Below are 25,585 nucleotides of genomic sequence, written 5' to 3'. Positions count from 1 at the left end.
TTACTCCTTGGGGAAAACGAGGCCGTCGATGCAAACGTCAACGCGCTCGACCTCAACGCCCACCTGGGCATCGATGGCGGCGACCACGGCGGCGCGAACGGCCTCGGCGAGTTTCTTGAACGGATAGCCAAAGAACACCACGACACGCACGGTAAGTGCGAGCTTGTCGCCGACGACCTCGGCCTCGACCGCCGGCTCGGAAGCCGGGGCCTTGGACGAGAGCATCATGGAGACAAGGTTGGTGGCAAGGTCCTTGACGCCAACGGAGGCGATGCCCTCGACATCGGACACGGCGCGCGAGACGATGGCGGTCAGAACATCGGGCGAAATGCCGATGCCGTCAATCTTGATTTCCTGGGGCATGAATCCTCCTAGAAGAGTTGGTTGCTAGACGCGGGAGACGAACTTGCCGTCGCGGGTGTCAACCTTGATGACCTCGCCCTCATTGAGGTACATGGGGACCTGGATAACAGCGCCGGTGTCGATCGTGGCCGGCTTGGTGGAACCCTGGACGGTGTCGCCCTTAAAGCCCGGGTCAGTTTGGACGATAGTGGTCTCGATGAACATCGGCGGGGTCACGCCCATGAGCTCATCGTCGGCGAAGAGCAGCTGGCAGATGTCGTTCTCGCGCAGCCACTTGGAGTTCTCGCCCACCATGTCCTCGGGAACGGGAACCTGCTCATAGGACTCGTTGTCCATGAAGATGTAGTCGGTGCCATCGTTGTAGAGGTACTGGAACTCACGGGTGGTGAGCATGACGCTCTCGAACTTGGTGCCGGCGTTGCAGGTGTTCTCGACGACGCGGCCGCTCTTGATGTCGCGGGTCTTGTAGCGCACAAACGCGCCGCCCTTGCCCGGCTTGACATGCTGGAACTCGACGATGGTGTAGACCTTGTCCTTGATGCGGAGACCGAGGCCGTTCTTGAAGTCGGCGGTAGAAATGGTAGGCATAGCGACCTTTCTTGTTATGGGCAGAACGCACAAGCGTCCAAATTACATACGATAGAAATTATACACTTGCAGACGGCGCCTGCGGCGAGCGCATAAAAAGAGAACGCGGGGCGTCCGAATCGATCCGGACGCCCCGCCCCAAACTATCTACCGAAGTAGACTAGCAGTCGATAACGTGCAGGTCGTGCGGGGTCTTGGTGAAGGGCTCGTAGCCGTTCTCGGTGACCACGCCATAGTCCTCCAGGCGCACGCCGCCCACGCCGGGCAGGTAGACGCCGGGCTCCATGGTGATAACCGAGCCGACCTCGATGGTGTTCTTGCTGCGGTTGAAGTTGGGCAGCTCGTGGATATCGATACCGACACCGTGGCCCAGGCCATGGTTATAGTAATCGCCATAGCCGGCATCGCCGATGATCTTCTTGGAGAGCTTGAAGATGTCGTTGCCCTCGACGCCCGGATGGATGGCGGCGACGCACTCCTCGTGCGTACGGCGCACGAGCGCGTACAGGTCGAGCTGCTCCTGGGTGGGCTCGCCCATCACGACGGTACGAGTCATGTCGGAGCGGTAGTCGCAGTATCCCGCGCCGTAGTCCATCAGGACAAAGTCGCCCTTCTCGATCACGCGGTCGCTCGGGACGGCATGCGGGTTGGCGGTGTTGGGGCCGCTCGCGACGATGGAACCGAAGGCCAGGCTGTCGGCACCGTTGGCGAACATAAAGTTCTCGAGCTCGTTGCGTACCTGCTTCTCGGTCATACCGGGCTTAATAAAGCCGAGCATGTGCTGGAAGGCGGCGTCGGTAATCGACTGCGCATGGCGCATGAGCTCGATCTCCTCGGCGTCCTTGATGGCGCGCATCTTGCGAATGTCGTCATGCATCAGCGGCAGCATGCAGGCGACGGAACGATCCTCCAGACCACGCTGAATTCCCTGGTAGAAGTTGATCTGCATGTCGTCCTCGACAGCGCAGACGCGGCACTTGTTGGCCGCGATCTTGCCGGCGACCCAACCGGGGATGGTGCCCTCGTCCATGTCGTAAACCCAGGGGCTGCCGGCGGGCGTGTTCTCCTCAAAGCTGTTGAGGTAGCGCGAGTCGGTATGGAACAGGCACTGGTCAGCCGTAATAAACGCCGCATGCGGGAACTCGAAGGTGTAATCGAAGACGCCCTTCACGCCCGTAAGCCAACGAAGATTGGCCTCGTCACGAACCACGATAGCGTCGTAGCCGCGCTCAGCCATCAGGGCACGGACACGCTCGATACGACCGACAGGACCGGCAGCAAACTCAGACATGCAGATTCCTTTCTTGTTGTCTCCATAAAGACGGGACGGGTCTCAACCGAACGACGAAATCGCGCGCGATTCGCAACCGATTGGAAACCCGCCCCTCAACATGATACGAAAGACGATGGATGTCAATAAATCTTAGAGAAGTTCTTTGCGAGAAGCCAAGTAGGCGTGAGCATGGCGCTCAAGAACCTCGTCCTCAACGCTCGTTAGACGAATGGCGCCGAGTGCCGCGGGCAGCGGCAACATGCTGCGGTTCGAGCGGACAAACTGCTGCCTGCGGAACTCCTCGATATATGCAGCAGGCTCCAGATCGAAGGCAAGCTCCTCGATACCAAAGTCCTCCAGGCAGTCATCGACCTCAAAGACGTAATCGATATCGAAGTCGCAGGCATCGTGTGCTAGGCGCGCCTCAAAGCGCATGCCCTCGGACAACAGCTGGTAGGCAGGCACCTGCGAAGCGGCATCGCCCAAGCAGGCGCGCAGGGTACGCTCCCCCGTCTTGCCAAAATCGAGCGCATGGCGGGCGCTCGGGTTCGTGGCCATCAGTACGTCCTTGCGGGCAGTCTGAGACCACTGAACGGCATTGACGAGCGCGACCTCCTCGCCCGCGAGAATCTCGGGAACGGTCTCAATAAACTGATTCCAGCGGGACTTACTACTCGAAAGCATGGTGCCAACAAGTACCGCATAGCCGAGCTTGAGGTCCTCGGGGTCCGCCTCGCGTACAAGGTCGAGGTCACACACGACCAAGCCCGGCTCGGGACGGAACGCGATAGCGGGAAGCGCATTCGCCGACGAGGCGACAAGCGGCTTCATGGTCGTCGCGACCGTAAGCATGGCGTCGAACGTCGTCGGCAGCAAGGCGCACTCGGTGCGACCGCACCACTGATTGGCACACCAGCAAACGACCGAGCAGGTCGCTGTGTCGCCGACAGCGACAACGAGATCGTCGCAGGTGATGCCGTTAGCCGACAGGGCGCCAAAGACGGTATCGGCATCAGCCAGCGTAGCACCGGCAGGTGAAACCTCGAGGACGAGCATCGACACGACAAAACCGGCGTCGACCAGCGCATGCTCGACAACCTCGCCAAAACGCTCGGATGTAGCGTCGTTCCAAACCACCATCGCGCGCTTAGGCTTGCCCACAGCCGAGGCAAACATGCGCGGCAGCTCCTCGAACGCGCCCAATCCGACGCGGACATCGACACTGCGGTTTTGGAAATTGATAAGTTGACGGCGAATCATAGCAGTCCACGCTCCAAAAGCATCTCGGCACAAAGGTAGGAAACGTCCTCGAAGGACTTGTTGCGAATATCAAGGGTAATATCGGCGGCCTGACGATACAGCGGACGGCGATGCTCAAACAGGCGCGCAGCGTGCTCGGGCGAGCGGAAATCGGGCCGGGTATCGGAGCGGCGAATCTGGCGCAACGAGTCCTCAAAGTCACCTTCGAGGTACACACAGGTACCCATCTCGTGCATCAGCTCAATGTTCACCGGCGTCTCGACGATGCCACCCCCGCACGATACCAGCAGGCTGCGCTCGCTTTGAAGCGAACGGAGTGCCGAGGTCTCGAGCTCGCGAAAACGATCCTCACCCTCGGTCTCAAATATCTCGGTCACCGACTTGCCGCATCGACGCACAACCAAACGATCGGTATCGATAAAACGCCGCTTGAACATAGTGCCCACGTTGCGCGCAAGCGTCGACTTGCCCGCGCCCAAAAAGCCGATAAAGAAGATATGGTCGCAGCCGTGTTTGATGTGCTGAGACATGGCGAAACCTATTCCTCGCAGGGAAGGTCGCGCAGGGCCCGGCGCTCAAAGATACGGAAGATCTGCGTGTACCACAGGTCCTGCGTCGCCTGCGGCTTTACCAAGATGGTATCGACGCCGGCAAAGTTACCGCTCCACACGTCCGTGTAAAGCTGGTCACCGATCAGCACGGCCTCGTCGGCCGTGGCGCCCAGACGCTTAAGACCCGCCTTCAGGGCAAACGGGGCAGGCTTCATGGCGTGGCTGATAGCCTCGAGCCCCAGCTCGCGCGCCGATGCCATGACCTGGTCGCGATGCCAGTTATTGGACACCATACACAGTTTAAAGCCCTTGGCATGGGCGGCTTCGAGCCAAGCTGAAACCGCAGCGGGAACCTGCTCGGTATCGCGCGGCACCAGAGTGTTATCGCGGTCGAGTAGAATGGCGCGCTTGCCGTCGGCCCAGAGGGTATCGAGGTCGATGCGGTCAACTGAGGCAACATATCGTTTGGGGCTAAAAATCCTCATGATCAATTCCAAGACTGTTGGTGCTCTTCGTAGGTCTTCGAGAAATACTCCTCGTCCTGTGTAATGTAGAAATACAGGTCATCAGAGTCGGTCGGCTCAAGGGTAGCCTTGAGCGCCTCGAGCGACGGAGAGCAGATGGGCGTGGGCGGCAGGCCTTCATGCTTATAGGTGTTATACGGACTATCGCTCTGCAGGTCGTCGGCGGTAACCTCGCCGCCGGTGACATACATCATGGTCGCATCGCTATTGAGGTAACGCAGGCCATCGAGCTTGCCCGCCAGACGGTTATAGAAAACCGAAGCCACATGCGCGCGCTGATCGGCGTTGAGGCCCTCGCGCTCGACGATCGAGGCAAGGTTAACGATGTCGTAATCGGACATCTCCACGCCATAGCGCTCCTTGATCTTGGCCTCGCAGCTGGCAAAGTCAAGCGACTTATACTCGGCGTTGAACTGGTCAAGCATGGCGCGAATCACATCATCGGCAGACGGGTCCTTACCCAACGAATAGGTCTTGGGGAATAGGAAGCCCTCGAGCGAATCGTTCGCGGCATCTTTAAGGAAAGCGAAATCATTCACATAATTGCTCGCCTTGGCCTGGTTAAGGAAGTCTTCCTTGGAGATGCTGTCGTATGCCGCGGCCACGCGATCGGCGACCTGGTCGACCGTTAGGCCCTCAGGGATAGTCAGCGCATCGGAGCCCGCATTGGGGCCTTCCATGAGCTGCTGAACAACCTTGGTCGCGTCCATGAGCGTGGTAAACGAGTAGGCGCCAGGCTTAAGCGACATATCGGCATTGAGCTTTTTGACCGCCGCGTAATAATCCTTGGGGTCTTCGACGATATGGTTCTCGGAGAGAATCGAAGCGATGGTATCACCCGAGGCGCCATCGGGAATCGTGATAGTAACTTGCTGGCCAGCAGCGACTTTCGCATCCTCGCCGGCAAAAAAGCCCTTGACGGCTGGCACGACAAAGAAAACGATCGCGACAAGCGCAAGCACGGCGATGACGCCACCGATAATCATAGGCACCGGAGAGCTTTTCTTTTGGACGCCACGGTGGGCACGCGTGTTATAGCTCGAGCGCGTGGCCGGAGCTGCGCCATGTGTGCCGTGAGCATGATGTGTACGCGTATGCGATTGAGGCGCCTGCGCACGCTGCGTGGGCGCCTGCTGCTTAAAGCGGGTACCGCTTGCGGCCCGGGCTGCGCGGGCAGCGGGCTGTTGGGCAGGACGCTGAGCAGATTGTGCTGCACGAGAGGAGGGCTGTGCGGGACGAGCAGCAGGCTGAGCCGCACGCTGCGTCGGTTGCATCGGACGCTGGCCGGACGATACAGGGCGCGGCGTAGGCTGCCCCTGGCGATTCGGCTGGCGCGGATCGGAAGCGCTAGGCATGCGAAACCTCCTCGTTTTTGCGATCGAGCCACGTCTGCAAGAACAGGCTGGCGGCGATCATGTCAATCTTGCCCCTCATCTGCTTTTCGTTGAGTCCCTGCTCGCGCAGGATACGCTTTGCCTCTTGCGAGGACAGGCGCTCATCCTCAAACTCAAGCGGAAGATCGAGCTCTTGGGCAATCTTTTGCGCAACGGCGGCAACGCGCTCGGCCTGGGGGCCGGGCTCACCGGCCATGGTCAAGGGACGTCCGCTTACAAGGATATCGGGCTCATAGTCCTCAACCAGGTAACGGAACGTCTTGGCCATGCCAGTGACCTCGGCAGCCGGGAGCACCTTGACGGGCATTGCCATCTTGCCATCACGGCTCGAGACGGCAATGCCAATCCGGGTCTCCCCTATGTCCAGCGCGAGCGCGACCACAGCGACTACTTAAGCGCCGAGCGCGGTCTTGGCGGCCGCGAGGGCATCGGCGATACCGGCGGCGTTCTTGCCACCGGCCTGGGCCATGTTGGGACGGCCGCCGCCGCGACCGTCGACCAGGCCCGCGATCTGCTTGATCACGTTGCCGGCGTGGAAACCGGCCTTGACGGCGTCATCGGAGCCGGCGGCGAGCAGGGCGGGGGTGCCCTTCTCGGTCACGCTGGCAACGACACAGGCGACGGGACCGTCGACCTTCTGGTGCACGGTATCCCAGACGTTGCGCAGGTCGGCAGCTTCAAGGCCCTGAAGTTCAGCGACGACGAGCTTGTAGCCGCCGAGCTCGACAGCGCCCTCGATGGCGCTGGAGATCGCATCGGAGGAGCCACCGGTCAGAGCCTTCTTGAGCTTACCGGCGGTCTCGCGCAGCTCGGCCTGCAGGTTCTCCACGCGGGCGGGAACCTCGTCCACGCGGCACTTGAGCGCTGCGGCAGCGGCGTCGACGAGCGCCAGACGGTCGGCCATGTAGTCGAGGGCACCCTTAGAGGTCACGGCCTCGATACGGCGGACGTTGGAGCCCGTGGAAGACTCGGAGATGATCTTGAACAGGCCGATCTCGGCAGTGTTGGCGGCATGCGTGCCACCGCAGAGCTCACGGGAAAACGGCTGGTCCTCGGCGCCCACGGAGACGACGCGGACGACATCGCCGTACTTCTCGCCAAAGAGGGCGACAGCACCGGCGGCCTTGGCCTCGTCGATACCCATGACGCGGGTAACGACCGGCTTGGAAGCGAAGATCTGCTGGTTGACCAGATCCTCGACAGCCTTGAGCCGCTCGGAAGAGAGGGCCTCGAAGTGCGTGAAGTCAAAGCGCAGGTGCTCGGGCGTCACCAACGAGCCAGCCTGGGAGACATGCTCGCCCAGGACCTGCTTAAGCGCGGCGTCGAGCAGGTGCGTGGCGGTGTGGTTGCGACGCAGGAAGCCACGGCGCTCGGCGTCGAGCGCGGCGGTCACGGTAGCACCGACGGTCAGCGTGCCCTCGGCAACGTGAGCAACGTGGGCATACAGGCCGTTGTGGTTCTTGGTATCGGAAATGGTCAGCGCAACGCCCTCGGCGGAAAGCTCGCCGGCGTCGCCCTGCTGGCCGCCCATCTCGGCGTAGAACGGGGTGCGGTCGAGCACGACCTCGACGTCCTCGCCGGCAGCAACGGACTCGACGGACTCGCCGTTGCGCACGATGGCGACAACCTTGGCGCCATCGATGACGTCGTTGTCATAGCCGTCGAACTCGGTCGCGGAGACCTTGTCCGAAAGCTCGACCCACACGTCGTTGAAGCTGCCCCAGGCATCGCCCTTGGCGTTGGCGCGAGCGCGGGCCTTCTGGTCCTCCATACAGGCGGTGAAGCCGTCCATGTCGACGTCATGGCCAGCGGCGCCGGCGATCTCGACAGTCAGGTCAATGGGGAAACCGAAGGTGTCGTGCAGCTTAAAGGCAACGTCGCCCGGAAGCACAGCGCCCTCGGCGAGCGCGGCCAGGGCCTCGTCCAGGTAAACGCGGCCGTTGTCGAGCGTCGTGGAGAAACGCTCCTCCTCGGAGGCGACGATGCCCTTAACGAGCGCGACGTTCTTGAGCAGCTCGGGATAGGCCTCGCCCATCTGGGCGTTGACCTCGTCGATGAACTTGGTCAGGAAGGCTCCCTCGATGCCCAGCAAGCGGCCGTGGAACACGGCGCGGCGGAGCAGGCGGCGCAGGACGTACTCGCGGCCCTCGTTGCCGGGCAGAATGCCGTCAGAGATCATAAAGTCGACGGCACGGGAGTGGTCGGCGATGATGCGCAGCGAGCGGCTGGCACCGGAATAGTCATCGGCGTCATAAGTCTTGCCGCTGATCTCCTCACCGAGCTTGATGAGGTGCTGCATCAGATCGCCGTCGTAGTTGGCGGTCTTGTGCTGCATGATGGCGGCCATGCGCTCCAGGCCCATGCCCGTATCGAGGTTGCGGTGCGGCAGCTCCGGCATGGAGCCGTCCTCCTGGCGGTCGTACTGGGTAAACACGAGGTTCCAGAACTCAAGGAAGCGGTCGCAGTCGCAGCCAGGCTTGCAGTCGGGGCTGCCGCAACCGACCTCCTCGCCCATGTCAAAGTAGATCTCGGAGCACGGACCGCAGGGACCGGTGGGGCCAGCGGCCCAGAAGTTGTCGTCCTCGCCCAGACGCGAGATGTGATCCTCGGCAACGCCCAGGGAGCGCCACACGTCATGGGTCTCGTCGTCCTCGGTAAAGACGGTGAAGTACAGGCGGTCGAGCGGCAGCTTGAACTCCTTGGTGATGAGCTCAAAGGCCCAAGCGCAGGCCTGCTGCTTGGAGACGCCACCAAAGGAGAAGTCGCCGAGCATCTCAAAGAAGGACAGATGACGGCCGTCCTCGCCGATGCAGTCGATGTCGTTGGTGCGAACACACTTCTGACAGGAGATTGCGCCGATCTCCTTCATGGTCTTCTTGCCCTGGTAGTACTCCTTAAACTGGTTCATGCCGGCATTGGCGAGCAGCAGCGAAGGATCGTCGGGAACGAGGGACGAAGAAGGATAGAGTTTAAGACCGCGCTCCTCAAAGAAGTTGAGGAACTTAGAGCGAATCTCGGCCGTAGTCATTGACGGGTAGTCAGCACTCATAGAGGGAATCTCCTCGGTTTCACATCGAAACAGTTCAAACGTAACGATATTACCATCCCACCGCCCTAGCGCAAAAAAGAGGGCCGCCAAACAGCGACCCTCCAGCGAAAGTGCATGTTATTTAGGACTAAGCAATCCTTTGAAAAAAATGTTTCTTTCTAAAATGTTCAGCTAAAGTAAACTTACATTCAGGATAATTTGAACAACCATAAAACGATTTTTTTAATACAATATTGTTGCCACACTTAGGACATTTTCCTACAAGGGGTCCCGAGCGCTTAGTGGGAATTTGTACCCCTTATCGATACAAATTCCCCGTAGGCGCTAGGGACCTCTTTAGCTCCTTGGAAGCTGTCAGTAGTATACCTAATAATTTATCTCCATTCCCTTTAGTAACGTGTAACTTTCCAAATTTACAAAAGCGACTCATAGAATTATTTCCTCCCGTTAAATAATAGATAACTATTAAAAATAGACAATACTTGCTCATAAGTAACGGTACTTAAATTGTTTACTTTGGCGTGTTTCATTGCTTGATGAAACTGATTTTTAGTAAACAGTTGACGATATTCTCGATTGACCCATTTTGAAACAAAGTACGTATATAGCTTCCAATATTTATCTGGAACATCTGTGGTATGGCGGGTAAGTTTTATTAAGACACTGTTTACTTTTGGTTTAGGATGAAAGCATTCCGCTGGCAGCTTAAGCAATTGCTGAATCGAGACTTGAGTGTGCAAGAGCAACCCTAGTGTTCGGTGAATATCCAAGGTACGCTTGTAGAATCCTTCTTCAACAATCAGATAGATGTCAGACGCACGGCTTTCAAAAACCACTTTTTTAATAATTTGTGTGCTTAAATTGTAAGGAATATTCCCAACAATTTTATACCTCTGTTTGTTAGGGAATTGAAACTGTAGAATATCTTGGTGAATTAAAGTGACACGAGTATTCAGTTTTAATTTTTCTGACGATAAGTTGAATAGATGACTGTCTAATTCAATAGACGTTACCTGTTTACTTATTTTAGCCAGTTTCGTCGTTAAATGCCCTTTACCTGTTCCAATTTCGTAAACGGTATCGGTTTCTTTTAAATTCAATTGTTTTATTATTTGGTTGAGTACTTTTTCACTCGTTAAAAAGTTTTGAGAATATTTTATATTTTTGTTCATGTAATCACTCCTGAAGTGATTACATCAGTAAATAAATACAGAAGTTAAACGATTTGTTTGTAATTTTAGTTATCTGTTTAAAAAGTCATAAGATTAGTCACTGGTAGGAATTAATCTAACGTATTTATTTATCTGCGTAATCACTGTTTTTAGTCTGTTTCAAAACAGTAGATGTTTTATCTACATTATGCATTTGGAATACCAACATGACGAATCCCTCCTTCTTAATTACAAATTTTTAGCATCTAATTTAACTTCAATTCCTATTATACACAAAATTTTAAGATAAATCAATAGCTGTTGTTAAAATATCGCTTGCTGAAATAGTTTCTTTTTCCGTGTGAATATCAAAATCAATAAAGAAGGTATTGATTTGTCTTAAATTGTTTTCAGAATGTCCTTTAGTGTATGAACGGTTTTCGTCTGCATACGTACCATAACGATAAACGTTTGGTGTCCAATGCGTAAATGTATCTTGATTTTCGTGAATCGCTTCTTCGGAAGTCAGAACAACGCCACGTCCGCCAATCATGCTTTTTTTTGAGCGATACGCAAAAATAGCCCCTTTACTTTTACCTGGCTTGGTAGTGATTGAGCGAATTTTACTATTTTTAAATTTGTACTTTAACAAGCCGTCATGAAGCACAGTTTCTACAACAAAAGGGATATTCATTCAGCTGTTCTCCTTTCTTACGAAAATTAATTAGTTAGAAGCTACGATCAAAGTTGAATCACAACAAAAAAGGCAATCAACTAAGTTTTTCTTAATTGATTGCCTGGTATCTTCTTAAAGACTTGAAATCCCCTCAAAAACCCGATATAATGGGTTTACAGATATTTAAGTATCTGATTAATAAAGTAATTAAATACTTTACCAAATTTTGGGTCTCGACTTCTTTAATTGATTGGTGGTAATCAATTAAGGCTCGCAGTTAAAGTTTCTCAGGCTTTAACTGGTCGTGGCTCTTTTTTTGTATTCTTTATTCAGTTCGTTGTTTCGTTATATCTAGTATATCGCTTTTTAAAAAAAATACTATATAAGAATCATCCGGAAGGAGCGGCCGATGAATACCAAACGATTTATCCTGAATGCACTTCTGGTTGTAGCACTTTTAGCGCTCTTGGCCTTCTCCCACTGGTATTCAAACCAACCAGCATTTGGCTACGTATTATATGCAGTAATGTCCGGCGATAAGGCCTATTGCCCTCTACGCGCAATTGACGTTCTCTATTTCTATGTAGCCGGCCCCTTATCAATCGCTTTGCTCGTGTTTCTTGTCTTTTACAACATCAAGAAACGTTAAAAGACCTATTTAGAATCCGAATCATCCATGGAGCCGTCTATGCCGGTTTTGGTGTCGTCGTCCGTATTAGAATCGTCATCCTTGGCGAAGGGGTTCTTGAAAAAGCCCGTCGCGTCGGGCTGAAGACCCGAGAGCTTGATCCATGAATTATCGAACTCGGGCTTGGGCATGGCCTTGGCCTCGGGCGCGGTCTCATTGCCGATGAGCTCGGACTCATAGATGAACGTGTCATCGCCAAGCGCGTCATAGGCGGCAACCGGGTTACCCTCGGCATCGCGATACGGCGTACCCTTAAACACGGCACCTTCGTAGGCCACGAGCTGGCGGCCGGTCTCGTTTTCGAAGTAGTACACGAAGATACCCTTGAGGGCCGCGCACAGCGGGATGGCGATAACCATGCCGATGGGGCCCATAAGCGCCGAGCCAATAACCAGGGCCGTGAGGCTCATGATAGGATGCACCTGCACCGAGCTCTGCATGACCTTAGGCGAAATGACGTTATCGGTGACATTTTGTGCCACCATGGTCACAACCAAGGTCCACAACGCCAGCATCGGGCTAAACATAAACCCGAGCACCGTGGCAATCGCCGCGCTCACCCAGGGACCGACAACCGGGACCAAGTGCATGATGCCGGTAAAGATGGCCATGAGCGCCGCATACGGATGCCCGATGATCGTAAAGCCGATAAAGGCAAGGATGCCACCGCAGATGGACGTCACAACCATGCCACGCATGTAACCGCCGACTGAGCGCGAAAGAATCGCGACCATAAAGCGGTACGAGGTTTCCTTTTCCTGACCGATGATGGTGCAGACCTCGTGGTGCATACGGGGATAATCGCAGGCAAGCCAATAGGCAAGCACCAGACCCAAAAAGATCACGAACAGCTGTGAGGCCGTGTTGGTGATAAGCGGGAACACGCCGCGGCCGAGCTCGGCGGCAATCTGTGAGACATATTTGGACGCCACCGTAACGAGCGAAGAAAGGTTATCGTCCAGGTACTCCTTGACCGGCGTGTTGTTGAGCGTCTTGGCGCGCGAGATCATCTCATTAAGGTCGCTGCCCGCAACACGTAGCTGCTCAGGCAGGCGGCTCAGGACTTCCATGATCTGGCCAAAGAGAATCGGCGACAGGATACAGACGACACCGACGAGCACGGCTACGACTACAATGAGCGCGATGAGCGAGCCGATGCCGCGGCCCACCCCATGATGCTCAAGCCAGTTGGTAATCGGCGACATTACAAAGGCAATAATGGAGCCGACGGCCAGAAACTCAATAACCGGCGCCAGAATCCCCATGAGGTTAAAGATGACGGCAGCGATCACGATGCAGCCGACGACGGCCCAAATGCGCAGCGTCAGAATGCGGGTGTCACGCAGCGCGCGATCGGTTTGTTGAGGGTGCTCACTCATGAACGAACCATTACTCCGTCGGGGTCAATCTTGTCCTGAATCTTCTTAAGCGTACGGCGCAGCAGGCGCGAGACCTGCACCTGGGAGATGCCCAGCTTCTTGGCGATCTCGATCTGGGTCATGCCCTTCACAAAGCGCAGCTCGATCACCTCGCGCTCGCGCGGCGAGAAATCGCGAATGGCCTCCTCAATCACCAGACGGTCATCGGTAAAGTCGAGCTCGTTGTCGTCGTCAGCATAGCGGTCGAGAATCGAAGGCGCATCGTCGGAATCGGACGCACCGGGGGCCTCGATGGGTACCGAGGTGTAGGCCGAGGACGATTCCATGGCTTCGAGCACCTCGTCAACGGTCACGTCCAGGTATTCGGCGATTTCCTCAACCTTAGGAGAACGCTGTAGCTCGTTGGTGAGCTTGTCGGTGGCCTGGTTGACCTTGGCCGAGAGCTCCTGCAGACGACGCGGCACGCGCACGCTCCAGCCCTTGTCGCGGAAGTGGCGCTTAATCTCTCCCAGAATAGTAGGTGTCGCGAACGTGGTGAACTCGAGCCCGCGCTCAGGGTCAAAACGGTCGATAGCCTTGAGCAAGCCCAGATAGCCGACCTGCAAAAGGTCATCGAGCGGCTCACCGCGGTTCTTAAACTTGTTGGCAAGAAACCTTACCAGGTTCATGTGGGACATGACGAGTTGCTCGCGGGCATCCGGATCACCGGTCTCCTTGTAGCGACGAAACAGCTCGCGGGTTTTCTCCTTGTCCCAAGCGGTCTTACCGCTCCGGGAACGTTCGGTCATATTAGATATCCGCCTTGAGGTCGAGGGAAAGCGTCAGGGGCGCCGCGGTCTTTTCGTAGGAATCGCACACGCTTGCAAGAATGAGTTCGGCATACACGGCAGCCTGGTCATCCTCATCGACAGTCGCCTGATCGCCAAAGGTAAAGGTCATTCCCACATGAGATTCGTCGACATCGAATGTGATCGAGATATCGTCGCAGTCGACCGCGGTGCACCCAAAGATGAAGGCCTCCTCGGCAGCCATGCGAATATCCTCGATGCGATCGACGGACATAGAGCACAGGGCGCCGACGTTGGCGGCCGTCATGCGCACCAAGCGCGCGAAACGCGGATCACCGGCAACGCTCAGCGTAATGGGGCAGGTTGTTTCGCTACTCATCGCAGGACTCCTCGGAGGTCTCGGCGGGCGTATAGGTGTAATACTGAGCAGGCTTGGCTGCGGGCTTCTGAGCCGTATCTGCACCATCGGCGGCCTCGTCCTCAGCCTCACCAATCAGAACGTGCTCGGTAGGCTGTTCGGCCTCGGCGGCAGTGGCGAGCTTGCGATCGGCGTCGGCTGCAGGAGCCTTCACCTTGTTAAATAGTTTCTGCACGGCACCGGCCGCAGAGTCGGTCACGCTCGACACGGCATTGCTGGCCTCGGCCACACTGCCCGTGACCTGAGAAATGTCGCGAACGACCGCCTCAACCTCAACAAGGTTGGACGTCAGGGCGTCAACGGCAGTCTTGCTCGATTTGAGGAGCGGCTCCACCTGGGCAAGTGCCGGTGTAAGCTCATCAACGGCACCATCGAGCTTTGCCACCACGGGCTGTGCCTCGGCGAGCGTATTATTGAGGTCGCTCACCGTCTTGTCGAGCGAGTCGACGACGGTGCGGGTCTTGCGCAGCGTGAGCGCGAGCTCGACAACAGCCCACACGCCGGCAACGGCGAGCACCAGCAGGGCGATTTGAATGGGACTCATACAAGCCTCCCGAAGGAATCGAAATACAGACGTTTTTCATGGTACCCCAAAGAAGGGCAAAGATACCCAAAGGGAATGCGCGAGGCGCCAATGGCCTACTTGGGAGCGTTGCCGCTACGGTCGCGCTCGCTTTGCTCCACACGCCACTCTTCCCAACCGCGGCCGGCAGGCTGCCAGAACGCGCCGCGCTCCAACCCCTCGGGCAAATAGCGCTGATCGACCCAGCCTTCGGGATAATCGTGCGGGTACTTGTATACACCGTACTCGTCGCTGCCGGGACGGTGACGATCGCGCAGGTAGCTGGGCACCTCGCGAAGACCACTGCTGTGGATATCGGCCAGCGCCGCATCGATCGAGGCCTCACACGCGTTGGACTTAGGCGCCAGGCACACATAGAGCGCAGCCTGAGCCAGGTTGATGCGACACTCGGGATAGCCAATGACCTCGGCAGATTTAAATGCGGCATGTGCCACCAAAAGCGCCTGCGGGTCGGCGTTGCCAACATCCTCGGAAGCCTGAATCATAATGCGGCGAGCGATAAACTTGGGATCCTCCCCCGCATCGATCATGCGCGCAAGCCAATAGATCGTGGCATCGGGGTCGCTGCCGCGCATAGATTTAATAAACGCACTGATAATGTCGTAGTGAATGTCACCGTTTTTGTCATACGAAAACCCACGACGTGGATTGGCGATTTTCACATCGTCAACAGTGATGGGATAGCGCTCCCCCGCCGCCGGCGCTGGCGTCCCCTCGGTATCGGGACGCGTAACGGCAATCTCGCTCGCAAGCTCGAGCGTCGTGAGCGCCGAGCGCGCATCACCCGCGGCAAGCGTGCAAATGGTCTTGACTGCATCCTCATCGGCCGAGAACTTACCGTTTAAACCCTGCGGCGCCCCGAGCGCACGCTTAATGAGCGTGGCGACATCCTCGTCCTTCAGGTGCTCAAGCTCTACCACGCGCCCACGCGACAACAGTGCGGAGTTGACCTCGAAGTACGGGTTCTCGGTCGTGGCGCCAATCATAATGACAGTACGGTTTTCAACCGCATGCAAAAGCGCATCCTGCTGAGACTTCGAAAAACGGTGAATCTCGTCGATGAACAAGATGGTACGGCGGTCATACGTATTCAGGCGCGTCTTTGCCTCGTCGATCACGCGACGCAGGTCCTTCACGGTACCCGTCACGGCACTGACCTCGACAAACTCGCTCTTGGTATGGTTGGCGATGATATGCGCCAGCGTCGTCTTACCCGTACCAGCAGGCCCATACAGAATCACGCTCGATAGCACATCATGCTCGATGGCCGCACGCAACCACGAGCCTTTACCGACGGCCTTTTGCTGGCCCACATACTCGTCGAGCGAATTGGGGCGCATGCGCACCGCGAGCGGCGCGTTTTTAAAGGAACGCTCGCGTGTCGAGGTAGAAAAAAGGTCGTCCATAGCCATCCCATGCATCAATCAAAAGCTTTGTTCGTCAACAGTATAGCGAATAAATACGAACTACCGTTCGTTAATATAGGTACGGTGTGGAAACTTCAAGCCCGGGAACTGCTTGCTCGTCAGCTCGCAGAAATAGCCGTCCGTCATGCTCGCGATGTAATCCACCACCGCTTGATCCTTGTCGTCCTGCCAGGCATAGATGCGATCGTAGTAGGAAAGCTGCTGCTCAATGCGCGAAATATGATGCTTAAAGATGTAAGAGGACTCGTCGCCTTTATTTAGATCCTGCAGGCAGCAGTCGTAGAGCTTTTCGAACGCCTCGCGCAGCTCCGCCTCGGAATCGCCCTCGATACCGCCCTTGCTGTAGATCTTCTCGTAGTTCTCGCGCTTCGCCCGGCGGATCTCCTCAAACAGGTCCTCGCTCATCTCGATACGCGGTTTGCCGTAGCTATGCTCAACGATATCGATGGAAGCGTGCGTGAGGATCCAGCTGTTGTAAGCCCCGCCCAGGCCATCGTCAAAGGCGTCGGGTGACAGCAGGCCCGCCGCAATGGCGTCTTGGCGATCGCGCCCAACGTAGGCAAGGATATCCGAGATACGCACCACGCAACCCTCGAGCGTCATGGGACGCAGGTGCTCAATCGCGCTATAACCCGTGGCGATACAGTCCTCGACCGTCTGATCGAACTGGTCAAAGGTCGCCATGTGTGACAGCTCAAATACACGTTGCTCGTACTCGCCGTTATGGCACAGTACGCCATCGAGTGTCTGGAGCGATACGTTGCGGCCATACAGCGCGTCGAGCACGCGGACCGACTGCACGTTATGGAAAAAGTAGCGGCCGGTACGCTCGTGATAGATATCGTTGAGAAAGCGCTCGCCCGCATGGCCAAAAGGCGTGTGTCCCAAGTCGTGGCCCAGGCCAATCGCCTCAATCAGATCGCCGTTGAGCCCCAGGGCGTGACCGATATCGCGCGCAATGCGCGAGACAAGCTGCACGTGCAGGCCGCGACGCGACAGGTCATCATTGCTACGGAAGCTAAAGACCTGCGTTTTGCCTGCATAACGCGTGTACGCCGGAAGATGAAGAATCTTTTCGGTATCGCGCATAAACGCCGGACGCATAAGCGTGCCTTTGTCGGCAGCGCGATCTATACGACGAATGACCTGGTCATCACCGCATCGATAAGGATTAACGACACCCGAGGCGCGGTCGGCGGCGATGCGCTCAACCAGCTCGGGCGACAACGCCGCGGGAATGCGGTCCATGCGCGCCTTAATGACGGCCGTTTCTTGATTAGTTGCCATGGCATGCTCCTTAAAAAGGATGCGCAATCGGTTACAATGTGCAGCCCACGACCTCGATTATGGCAAATATCGGCACCAAAAACGGGAGCAATGGCAGGGAGCGCGATTTTGTGAAGAGGCAGGAGAGGGCCAGGACCAGGAGCGCGACGGCAAATGCCACAATGCCGCCCAGAGGGTCGAGCGTGCAAAGCGCGAAAAGCGCCTTGGCATCCCCCATGCCGATGCCGGGGGCTTGGCGAACACGACGCCAGAGCGACTCAGTGAGCACAAGGGCAAGGTAGACGATGACCGCAAGACCGGCGTGGTCAAGCGCCGTGTTAACACCTCTGTCGAGCCAAACGCCTGCAAGCGCCGCCACCGCACACACGCCGGCAAGCTCATTGGGAAACCGCCGCTCACGGGCATCAATCACCGCGCCGGCAAAAGCGCAGATCCAAAATGGGATGTAGAACATCATGCACCTCCCGGGACAGCTGCTCAAAAGTAAAAAACCACCACAAAGGTACCTGTCCCCTTTGTGGTGGTTTTGGTGGTGGTTATTTAGCGCCCTGCATGACCTCGTCGAGGGTAACGCTGACGGCATGCTGCGTCGGGACCCAGTCGACCTTCAGGAACAACGCAGCCACCGTAATGGGGATATAGCTGAACATAAAGATCGGGAAGGTAAACAGGTTGGTCACCAGGCGCCACTTTTGCGCGCAATGGATGTGCTTGTACTCGAAGATAGTCGTGAGCAGCGCCAGGATAAAGAAGGTCTGATACATCATGACGAAGGTCATGATGAGCGAAGCGGCACACGCCTGCATCTCGACCTCGGTAGCTAAGAAGCCGTGGGAAAGACCGCCAACAATGAGGAACGTCGCATTGGCAAGCATCGAAATCAGCGATAGCAGCATACCCGGTGCGATTGTCATGAACATGTCGTAGGCAGCGAAGCGATGATAGCGGAAGGTTGACTTGACCAGATGCTTACCGTAGGTAAAGAAGACCTGGTAGAAGCCCTTGGTCCAACGCATACGCTGCTTCCAGGACGCCTTAAACGTCACGGGCTGCTCGTCAAAGAACTCCGCCGGCGCATAGCCAATACGAATGCCGTGAATAGCGCAGAACGTGGTGAACTGAATATCCTCGGTCAGCGTATGGAACTGCCAGCCGTGCATGCCCTCAATAACGCTAGCCGAGATAAGGTAGCCCGAACCCGATACGGCGCAGGACGTCTTGCAGATGTTGCGCGCGTTGTTGAGGAAACGCGCCTCGCGCAGATACCAAGTGGCATTCGCTGCCGAGATCCACGAGCTTCCGAAGTTCTTGGAGTTACGATAGCTCGTGACCACATGGAAGCCCTGGTCAAAGGCATCATTCATCTTGGACACATAATCGCGGGCGATAACATTATCGGCATCGAAGATAAAGTAACCTTCAAAGGTGTCGGGATACTCGTTAAGGATACGGTCGAAACCAAAGTCCATGACCCAACTCTTGCCTTTACGGGCCAGGTCATTGCGCTCGTACACAATGGCGCCCGCCTCGCGCGCGAGCTGCGCGGTGTTATCGGTGCAGGCATCGGCGACCACGAAGACCTCGATGAGCTCGGACGGATAATCCTGGTCCTTAATGGAGCGAACGAGGTTGGCGATCACGGCCTCCTCGTTATGCGCCGCGATAAAGAAGGCATACCGGTGGAGTTTTTTGGCCTTGGGAGGCGCGACCTCGCCGCGGAGAGCACCGATGACAAAGAAGACCACCTGGTACAAGAAGCAGACCGTGAGCAGCGTGACGACGATCTGGTTGAAGATCACGATGGGTGTGTTGGTTTGTAAAAAGGCGAGCATGCAGGCTCCCAGGAACGTGTTACGTAAACAACCGTATATCTTACCGCAGGCTTACCGAGTTCAAGAAACCACCTAATACTGGCTAGGCTTCGAGCAGGCCGAGCTGCGGTACGATTTCGTCGCCGGCAGCAGTGCGACCAAGCGAACGCGGGGCTAAGTCGTCGAGGACGGCGGCGAGATCCCACGGCAGCTCGTCGCGGCACTCAATGCGCTCTCCCGTCACGGGATGATCGAACGCCACGCGCCAGGAATGGAGGAATTGCCTGGTCAGACCCTGATCGGCACGCGCATCGCACTTACCGTAGAGCGGATCGCCCACGCAGGCGTGGTTGATATGGCGCATGTGCACGCGAATCTGATGCGTGCGACCGGTAAACAGGTGACACTCAACGAGTGTGTAGCCGTCATCAAAGCGCGTGGAATCAAAGCGCTCAAGGACCTTAAAGGTCGTGATGGCCTGGCGCGCAAAAGGATCATCGGAAACCGCCATCTTGACACGGTCACGTGTAGAACGGGCAATGCCGGTGTTAACGGTGCCCTCATCCATGGCGATATGACCGTGAACGAGCGTAATGTAGCGGCGGTCGAGCGTGCGCGTACGGATAAGATTTTGGAGCGCGCGCTGGGTGTCGTCGTCCTTTGCCGCAAGCATAAGACCCGAGGTATCGCGATCCAAACGATGTACGATACCGGGGCGGTCCTCGCCCTGCACGGTGCCCAGATGGTCGATGCCGCAGTGGTAGACCAGGGCGTTCGCAAGCGTACCGCTCTCGTGGCCGTGAGCAGGATGGCACACCAGGCCGCGCTGCTTGGAGAGCACGATGAGGTAGTCGTCCTCATAGCGAATGTCGAGCGGGATGGCCTCGGGAATCACGTCGGTGGGATCGTGCGGCTCGGGCAAATCAACCGAAATACGGTCACCGGCTCGCACGGCGTACTTTTTGGACAGGCAGGTCTCGCCATTGACCACTACGGCCCCACCCTCAATCAGATGTGCGCAGGCAGAGCGCGTAGGGCAGCCGTCATTGGCGCCCAGATAGGCGTCAAGACGCTGACCAGCGGCATCGTCGGCAACAAGGATATGGATGTCGGCCATTAGCGCTCAGTCCTTTCGCGAATCTTGCGGGCACGCTCCCCACGTTGTTTAGCCTTGCGCTTGGCGCGGGCCTCGTCACGGGCGTTAAGCTCGGCGGTCGCATCGACCTCACGAGCCGCGGGGCTCAAGAACATGTAACCGAAGAGCGCCAGCACCACACCGACCGTAATGCCGATATCGGCCACATTGAAGACGGGGAAGTCGATGAAGGTGGTGGCAATAAAATCGGTCACGAAGCCAAAGGCCAAACGATCGATAGCGTTGCCGATAGCACCGCCCGCAACCATCGCCATGCCCACAACCTCAAGATGGGCGAGCTGAGGTGCACGAACGAGGTACACGGCAATAGCGATAATGACCGCCAACGCCAGCACGGCAAACGCGATGCCATGCCCCTCGCCCATGCTAAAGGCAGCACCGATATTGCGGACAAACATAAAGTCGATAACACCGGGAATGACGGTCACATGCAAGGCGTCGCCCACGGCACGAACCGCGAGCTTAGTAAGCTGGTCAACAAGCAGCACAACCAGCGCCACCCCACCAGCAACACCCAACCGCCAACGCAAAGGCGGCGTCATATCCGCACCACGACCCAAAGAAATCCCCTACCCTCAGATAATCAAATTCCATTTAACGCAGATAACCATCTTATATTGCCACACGCAGAGCGCACGACACATTCGCTAACGTCAGATAAATAACCAGCATAAAAGAAAGCGGCATTCCGGATAACGGAATGTCGCTTTTCTTCAGCGGAGCAAATGGGCCGAAGGCGCCTAAATTCTCCCTATAACTAAAATGCCGAGTTACCGTGCCTTAAAGGGCATTCGCGCAGCGCTTGCAAATGTGAGCGTGGCCGTTGTACTCGCCGACGGTGGTGCGGTAGTTCCAGCAACGGTCGCAGCACTCGCCCTCGGCTGCATCGATGGCAACAGAAAGCTCCTCGCCCTGGGTAAGCTCAACATCGGAGACGATGTAGAACTCGGCCAGGTCGACGGCCTTGTCGCCGGTCAGCAGCGCATACATTTCGGCAGGAACGACCGCCTTGACGCGGACCTGCTGGCTCTTGGTGAAGGTGCCGGCGGAGCGGGCATCCTCAAGGGCCTTGGTCACGACGCTACGGAGCTCGAGCGAAGCCTCGAGCACGCCCTCAAACTCGTTGGCCTCGTCGACCGTGATGGGCGACTTGTACCAATCGAGCAGCGCGGCGTACTTCTGGTGATCGACGCAGCCGGCGGGCGCATAGGCCATGGCCTCGTCGACCGTATAGGACAAGATCGGCTGCAGGTCGCGCATGAGCATCGAGAAGAGCTCGGCGAGCACGGTCTGGGCGCTGCGACGCTCGAGCGAGCCGGGCTTCTCACAGTACAGACGGTCCTTCAGGGCGTCGAGGTACACGTTGGAAAGCTCGGTAACCACGAAGTCGTAAAGCGCACGGTAAGCGCGCGGGAACTCGTAGCAAGAGTAAGCATCGTCGACCTCGGCCTGGACCTGGGTCAGACGGGCAACCATGAGCTTGTCGAGCGGCAGCAGGTCGGCAAAAGCGACGCCGTCGGTCTCGGGCTCAAACTGGCCCTCGAGCTCGGAGAGCAGGAAGCGCAGCGTGTTGCGGAAACGACGGTAGGCATCGGACGTACGAGCGAGAATCTCGTGGTCGATGGAAACGTCGGAGCTGGTGTCGACCGAGGCGACCCACAGGCGGATGATGTCGGCGCCCATCTCGTCACAGACCTTATTGGGGTCGATGACGTTGCCAAGCGACTTGGACATCTTACGGCCCTGGCCGTCGAGGGTGAAGCCCTGCGAGACGACCGCCTTGTACGGAGCGTGGCCGTTGGCGCCCACCGAGGTAAGCAGCGAGCTCTGGAACCAACCGCGGTGCTGGTCGGAGCCCTCGAGGTACACATCCGCCGGATACTCCAGCTCGGGACGGTACTCGCAGACGGCCTTCCAGGAAACGCCGGAATCCCACCACACGTCGAGGATGTCCTTATCGGCCTTGAGGTGATGGCCGCCGCACTTGGGGCAGACGCAGGCCTCGCCCAGGTAGCTCTCGGGAGCGTCGGTGAACCAGGCGTCGGAGCCCTTATCGTGGAAGAGCTTGATGACGGCGTCGAGCGTGGCGTCGTTCATGACCTTCTCGCCGCAGTCGGCGCAGGTGTAGCTGGGGATAGGCACGCCCCAGTTGCGCTGACGGCTGATGCACCAGTCGGGACGCTGCTCGACCATGGCACCAATGCGGTTGGCGGCATGCGCCGGATACCACTTGACGTTCTCGCGGACCTCCTTGCCAGCCTGCTCGCGCAAGCCGGTCTTGTCCATCGAGACAAACCACTGGTCGGTAGCACGGAAGAGTACCGGGTGCTTGCAGCGCCAACAGTGCGGATAGCTGTGCGTGATCTTCTTCTCGAGGACCAGGGTGCCGCGCTCGCGCAGGAACTCGATGATATGCGGGTTGGCTTCATCGGTATCCATACCGCTGAAGGGGCCACCGGTACCAAACTCCTCGCCGGTGTAGAACTTGCCGTCGTCATCGACCGGCATGCAGATGTCGGTGATGCCCTCCTTGAGGCAGGCAAAGTAGTCGTCGACGCCGTGACCGGGCGAGTTGTGGACGATACCGGTACCGTCATCGACACCGACGTAATCGGCCAGCAGCGCCACGCCCTCGACACCGTCAAAGATCGGCTGCTTGTAGTGGATGTGGTGGAAGGTCTCGGCGGGAACCACATAGGGCTTGCCGTCGACCATAACCGGGGTGTACTCCCAGCCAAACTCCTCGCAGCACTTGGGAGCCAGGTCCTCGAGCATGACCTCGGCACGGCCCTCGTGCTCAACGGCGACATAGGCGGCGCCGGGCTTAAGGGAAACGGCCTGGTCGGAGGGGATGGTCCACGGCGTGGTCGTCCAGATAATGAAGTCGACCGGGCCGTCGAAGTCCTCGAGGCCGGCGGGCTTGGAAGTCATCTCAAAGCGCACGAAGATGGACGGGCTCGTCTCGTCGGAGTACTCAATCTCGGCCTCGGCCAGCGCGGTGTGGCAGTGCTTGCACCAGTGAACCGGCTTGTGGCCGCGATAGATCATACCCTTATCGAACATGGCCTTAAAGACCTCGATGTCGGCGGCATCGTGCTGGTGATAGAGCGTCAGGTAGGGATTGTCCCAGTCGCCGAGCACACCCAGACGACGGAAGCCGGCCTTCTGCAGCTCGATGTTCTCGACAGCGAACTTGTTGCAGAGCTCACGGATCTTAGCCGTGGAGGTCTGGTTGAACTTCTCGGTGCCGAGCTTCTCCTCGACCTTGTGCTCAATCGGCTGACCGTGGCAGTCCCAACCGGGGACATAGGGAACCTCATAGCCCTGCATCATCCAGTAACGGTTGATCATGTCCTTGGAAATCTTGTTCATCGCATGGCCGATGTGGATCGGGCCGTTGGCGTACGGAGGACCGTCGTGCAGCACGAACTTCTTGTGACCCTCATTCTTCTTCAGAACCTGCTCGTAGACCTTGTTGTCCTGCCAGTCCTTGAGTCGCTTGGGCTCGGACTTGGAAAGACCGGCACGCATGGGAAATCCGGTTTTGGGCAGATTCATCGTCTGCTTGTACTCGTTTGCCACGGTACCCCTTTCATGTCGTGGGCGCGCACGCCCATTGGGCACCAAAAAAAGCGCCCGTCCCTGCAAGCTGGGACGAAGCGCCACAAAACGGGCCATGTGCCCGCAAAAGCTCTTCGCTTAACCACCCAGCTTAGATGCCCTCGCCCGCGTTACAGCGCGCTCGCATCCGTTACTCGGCTGGCCTGTATCGACGACCATCTCGGCGATGTCTACTAAGACGTGCCTGTGCGGCGCGCCCGTTGGGACCGCAGCTCCGGGGTGATTTTCATCGGTCGCATGCACGGGTTCTCAGCGCTCCCCGCTCTCTGTAGCATGCGGACGGCCGACTACTCGTCCCCATCAACGCTTATGCGGAGTATGCTAGCACGTTCCGCGCCGGCGAAAAACCCTCAACACTGGTTTTATACGTTCGAAATTTCTCGCGGCAGTGAGCCTTCTCTTGGAGCAAAATACCTGAAAGCACTTTATCTAACGAAAGAAGGCTGCTATGCGCACGATTGGAATGAGTGACTACACCGTCGGCGAGGATTGCTTTGACGAGCTGCCCGGCGCGCTGGCCGAGTACGGAGCGGCCAAGGTCGCGATTATCGGTGGTAAACGAGCACTGGCCGCGGCGCTTCCCAGTATCGAAGCGGCACTGGAGGACACCGACGTCGAGATTCTGGAGACACGCGTCTACGGCACCAACAGCACGCGTGCCAATATCGCCAAGCTTGTTAACTCCCCCGCCTGCCGAGAGGCCGATGTGCTCATCGCATGCGGCGGCGGCAAAGCGCTCGACACCGTCAAGACGGCGGCCATCGAGCTCAAGAAGATCGTCTTTACGGTACCGACGATCTGCTCCAACTGCTCGGCCGCGACCGCCATTGCCGTTGTCTACAACGACGACGGCTCGCTCGAGGGTTATTCGTACCCCAACCGCCCCGCGCACATCTTCATCAATCCCAAAATCATCGCCGAGGCTCCGGCGGAGTACTTCTGGGCCGGCGTGGGCGATGCCCTGTCCAAGCAGCCCGAGGTCGAGTACGCCACGAGCGCTGGCAACCTGGAGCACACCGCTGGTCTTGGCCTGGCGCTCGCACACACCTGCTCCGAGCCGCTGTTTACCTATGGCGTGCAGGGTCTTGAGGACGTTCGCCAGAACCTGTCGACCGAGGCCGTCAAGCAGATCGCGCTCGATATCGTGGTCAACACGGGCTATGTCTCCAACCTGACCAACCAAAACGATTACTACTACAACTCGAGCGTGGCGCATGCGTTCTACAACGCCACCTGCAGCATTCCGCGCGAGGGCACCTACCTGCATGGCGAGGTCGTGAGCCTGGGCGTGCTGGTGCTGTTTGCCTACACGGGCGATACCGAGAACCTTGAGCGCTACGCAGCCTTTAACAAGGAGATGGGGCTGCCCGTGACGCTTGAGCAGGTCGGGCTTTCCGAGTCCGATATCCCCGCCCTGTGCGAGTACGCGCACGCCACCAACGAGTGGAAGCAAGGCAACCCCGAGCCCTTCACCGACGAAAAGTTCGCCGCCGCCATCAAGGCTGCCGACGCTTACGGCCACACGCTCTAGGGCTGGCCCAAAACCACCACAAAGGGGACAGGCACCTTTCTGGTGGTTTTTTATTGCTCCAGCATTC

25 protein-coding genes and 1 pseudogene are annotated in these 25,585 nt (G+C 57.4%); 2 read left to right on the top strand and 24 right to left on the bottom strand.

Annotated elements, in window-relative coordinates:
• From DW823_RS04290 to DW823_RS04220, 13 genes and pseudogenes are all read right to left on the bottom strand, one after another.
• On the bottom strand, nt 1-363 hold the full coding sequence (locus DW823_RS04290) for an Asp23/Gls24 family envelope stress response protein (protein ID WP_006233982.1): 363 nt from the start codon (nt 361-363) through the stop codon (nt 1-3).
• A 24-nt stretch (nt 364-387) separates the two neighbouring features.
• The gene (gene efp / locus DW823_RS04285) at nt 388-951 is read right to left on the bottom strand and encodes an elongation factor P (protein ID WP_006233983.1); all 564 of its coding nucleotides are present in this window, start codon (nt 949-951) and stop codon (nt 388-390) included.
• 160 nt (nt 952-1,111) lie between these two features.
• Entirely contained in the window at nt 1,112-2,242 is a 1,131-nt protein-coding gene (locus tag DW823_RS04280) for a Xaa-Pro peptidase family protein (RefSeq protein ID WP_118080569.1), read from the bottom strand.
• Nucleotides 2,243-2,374: 132 nt separating this feature from the next.
• The gene (locus tag DW823_RS04275; protein ID WP_118080567.1) at nt 2,375-3,484 is read right to left on the bottom strand and encodes a hypothetical protein; all 1,110 of its coding nucleotides are present in this window, start codon (nt 3,482-3,484) and stop codon (nt 2,375-2,377) included.
• Nucleotides 3,481-4,014 (bottom strand): shikimate kinase, encoded by a 534-nt coding sequence (locus DW823_RS04270; protein ID WP_099431675.1) that lies wholly within the window; start codon nt 4,012-4,014, stop codon nt 3,481-3,483. Before DW823_RS04270 ends, DW823_RS04275 begins: the two co-directional genes overlap by 4 nt.
• 8 nt (nt 4,015-4,022) lie before the next feature.
• Complete coding sequence (locus DW823_RS04265) at nt 4,023-4,520, bottom strand: YqeG family HAD IIIA-type phosphatase (protein ID WP_117583452.1); 498 nt, start codon at nt 4,518-4,520, stop codon at nt 4,023-4,025.
• 2 nt (nt 4,521-4,522) lie between these two features.
• Nucleotides 4,523-5,914: an endolytic transglycosylase MltG gene (gene mltG, locus DW823_RS04260; protein ID WP_233503798.1), complete on the bottom strand. Its 1,392-nt coding sequence runs from the start codon at nt 5,912-5,914 to the stop codon at nt 4,523-4,525.
• Nucleotides 5,907-6,335, bottom strand: a complete 429-nt coding sequence (ruvX, locus tag DW823_RS04255; RefSeq protein ID WP_117583450.1) for a Holliday junction resolvase RuvX — start codon at nt 6,333-6,335, stop codon at nt 5,907-5,909. Before ruvX ends, mltG begins: the two co-directional genes overlap by 8 nt.
• A 9-nt stretch (nt 6,336-6,344) precedes the next feature.
• Nucleotides 6,345-9,002 (bottom strand): alanine--tRNA ligase, encoded by a 2,658-nt coding sequence (gene alaS / locus DW823_RS04250; RefSeq protein WP_117583449.1) that lies wholly within the window; start codon nt 9,000-9,002, stop codon nt 6,345-6,347.
• A gap of 151 nt (nt 9,003-9,153) precedes the next feature.
• A pseudogene (locus tag DW823_RS10005) lies at nt 9,154-9,267 on the bottom strand (topoisomerase DNA-binding C4 zinc finger domain-containing protein); the annotation flags it as partial.
• A gap of 169 nt (nt 9,268-9,436) precedes the next feature.
• Complete coding sequence (erm(B), locus tag DW823_RS04235) at nt 9,437-10,174, bottom strand: 23S rRNA (adenine(2058)-N(6))-methyltransferase Erm(B) (RefSeq protein WP_118080565.1); 738 nt, start codon at nt 10,172-10,174, stop codon at nt 9,437-9,439.
• Between the two features lie 124 nt (nt 10,175-10,298).
• On the bottom strand, nt 10,299-10,382 hold the full coding sequence (locus tag DW823_RS04230) for a 23S rRNA methyltransferase attenuator leader peptide ErmL (RefSeq protein WP_001860874.1): 84 nt from the start codon (nt 10,380-10,382) through the stop codon (nt 10,299-10,301).
• 72 nt (nt 10,383-10,454) lie between these two features.
• The gene (locus tag DW823_RS04220; RefSeq protein ID WP_222847410.1) at nt 10,455-10,847 is read right to left on the bottom strand and encodes a hypothetical protein; all 393 of its coding nucleotides are present in this window, start codon (nt 10,845-10,847) and stop codon (nt 10,455-10,457) included.
• A 391-nt stretch (nt 10,848-11,238) separates the two neighbouring features.
• Between DW823_RS04220 and DW823_RS04215 the strand changes: the two genes are divergently transcribed.
• Entirely contained in the window at nt 11,239-11,478 is a 240-nt protein-coding gene (locus DW823_RS04215) for a hypothetical protein (protein WP_117583448.1), read from the top strand.
• 5 nt (nt 11,479-11,483) lie between these two features.
• On the opposite strand, the gene DW823_RS04210 is transcribed toward DW823_RS04215, so the two are convergent.
• From DW823_RS04210 to ileS, 11 genes are all read right to left on the bottom strand, one after another.
• Nucleotides 11,484-12,896 carry an AI-2E family transporter gene (locus DW823_RS04210; protein ID WP_118080564.1) on the bottom strand — a complete coding sequence of 471 codons (1,413 nt, stop codon included), beginning with the start codon at nt 12,894-12,896 and terminating at the stop codon, nt 11,484-11,486.
• Nucleotides 12,893-13,684, bottom strand: a complete 792-nt coding sequence (locus DW823_RS04205; RefSeq protein ID WP_117583446.1) for an RNA polymerase sigma factor SigF — start codon at nt 13,682-13,684, stop codon at nt 12,893-12,895. Before DW823_RS04205 ends, DW823_RS04210 begins: the two co-directional genes overlap by 4 nt.
• A 1-nt stretch (nt 13,685) precedes the next feature.
• Nucleotides 13,686-14,063, bottom strand: coding sequence for an ATP-binding protein (locus DW823_RS04200; protein ID WP_117583445.1), 378 nt, complete (start codon nt 14,061-14,063; stop codon nt 13,686-13,688).
• On the bottom strand, nt 14,056-14,646 hold the full coding sequence (locus DW823_RS04195) for a hypothetical protein (protein ID WP_117583444.1): 591 nt from the start codon (nt 14,644-14,646) through the stop codon (nt 14,056-14,058). The genes DW823_RS04200 and DW823_RS04195 overlap by 8 nt, the downstream gene beginning before the upstream one ends.
• A gap of 95 nt (nt 14,647-14,741) precedes the next feature.
• Nucleotides 14,742-16,091 carry a replication-associated recombination protein A gene (locus DW823_RS04190; RefSeq protein WP_199574341.1) on the bottom strand — a complete coding sequence of 450 codons (1,350 nt, stop codon included), beginning with the start codon at nt 16,089-16,091 and terminating at the stop codon, nt 14,742-14,744.
• Nucleotides 16,092-16,151: 60 nt separating this feature from the next.
• Nucleotides 16,152-17,399, bottom strand: coding sequence for a deoxyguanosinetriphosphate triphosphohydrolase family protein (locus tag DW823_RS04185; RefSeq protein WP_118080560.1), 1,248 nt, complete (start codon nt 17,397-17,399; stop codon nt 16,152-16,154).
• A gap of 31 nt (nt 17,400-17,430) precedes the next feature.
• On the bottom strand, nt 17,431-17,856 hold the full coding sequence (locus tag DW823_RS04180; protein WP_158567265.1) for a prepilin peptidase: 426 nt from the start codon (nt 17,854-17,856) through the stop codon (nt 17,431-17,433).
• Nucleotides 17,857-17,935: 79 nt separating this feature from the next.
• Complete coding sequence (locus DW823_RS04175; RefSeq protein ID WP_117629306.1) at nt 17,936-19,231, bottom strand: glycosyltransferase family 2 protein; 1,296 nt, start codon at nt 19,229-19,231, stop codon at nt 17,936-17,938.
• A gap of 82 nt (nt 19,232-19,313) precedes the next feature.
• Nucleotides 19,314-20,327 carry an RluA family pseudouridine synthase gene (locus DW823_RS04170; RefSeq protein ID WP_117583439.1) on the bottom strand — a complete coding sequence of 338 codons (1,014 nt, stop codon included), beginning with the start codon at nt 20,325-20,327 and terminating at the stop codon, nt 19,314-19,316.
• Entirely contained in the window at nt 20,327-20,908 is a 582-nt protein-coding gene (gene lspA / locus DW823_RS04165; protein ID WP_117583506.1) for a signal peptidase II, read from the bottom strand. The genes DW823_RS04170 and lspA overlap by 1 nt, the downstream gene beginning before the upstream one ends.
• A 238-nt stretch (nt 20,909-21,146) precedes the next feature.
• Nucleotides 21,147-23,924, bottom strand: coding sequence for an isoleucine--tRNA ligase (gene ileS, locus DW823_RS04160; protein WP_369831566.1), 2,778 nt, complete (start codon nt 23,922-23,924; stop codon nt 21,147-21,149).
• Nucleotides 23,925-24,435: 511 nt separating this feature from the next.
• Between ileS and DW823_RS04155 the strand changes: the two genes are divergently transcribed.
• Nucleotides 24,436-25,518, top strand: coding sequence for an iron-containing alcohol dehydrogenase family protein (locus tag DW823_RS04155; protein ID WP_117583437.1), 1,083 nt, complete (start codon nt 24,436-24,438; stop codon nt 25,516-25,518).
• Nucleotides 25,519-25,585: the final 67 nt, after the last annotated feature.

Source organism: Collinsella sp. AM34-10 (assembly GCF_003469185.1).
GTDB lineage: Bacteria > Actinomycetota > Coriobacteriia > Coriobacteriales > Coriobacteriaceae > Collinsella.
The sequence above is the reverse complement of the archived record's forward strand: the minus strand, read 5'-3'. Positions and strand labels throughout refer to the sequence as shown.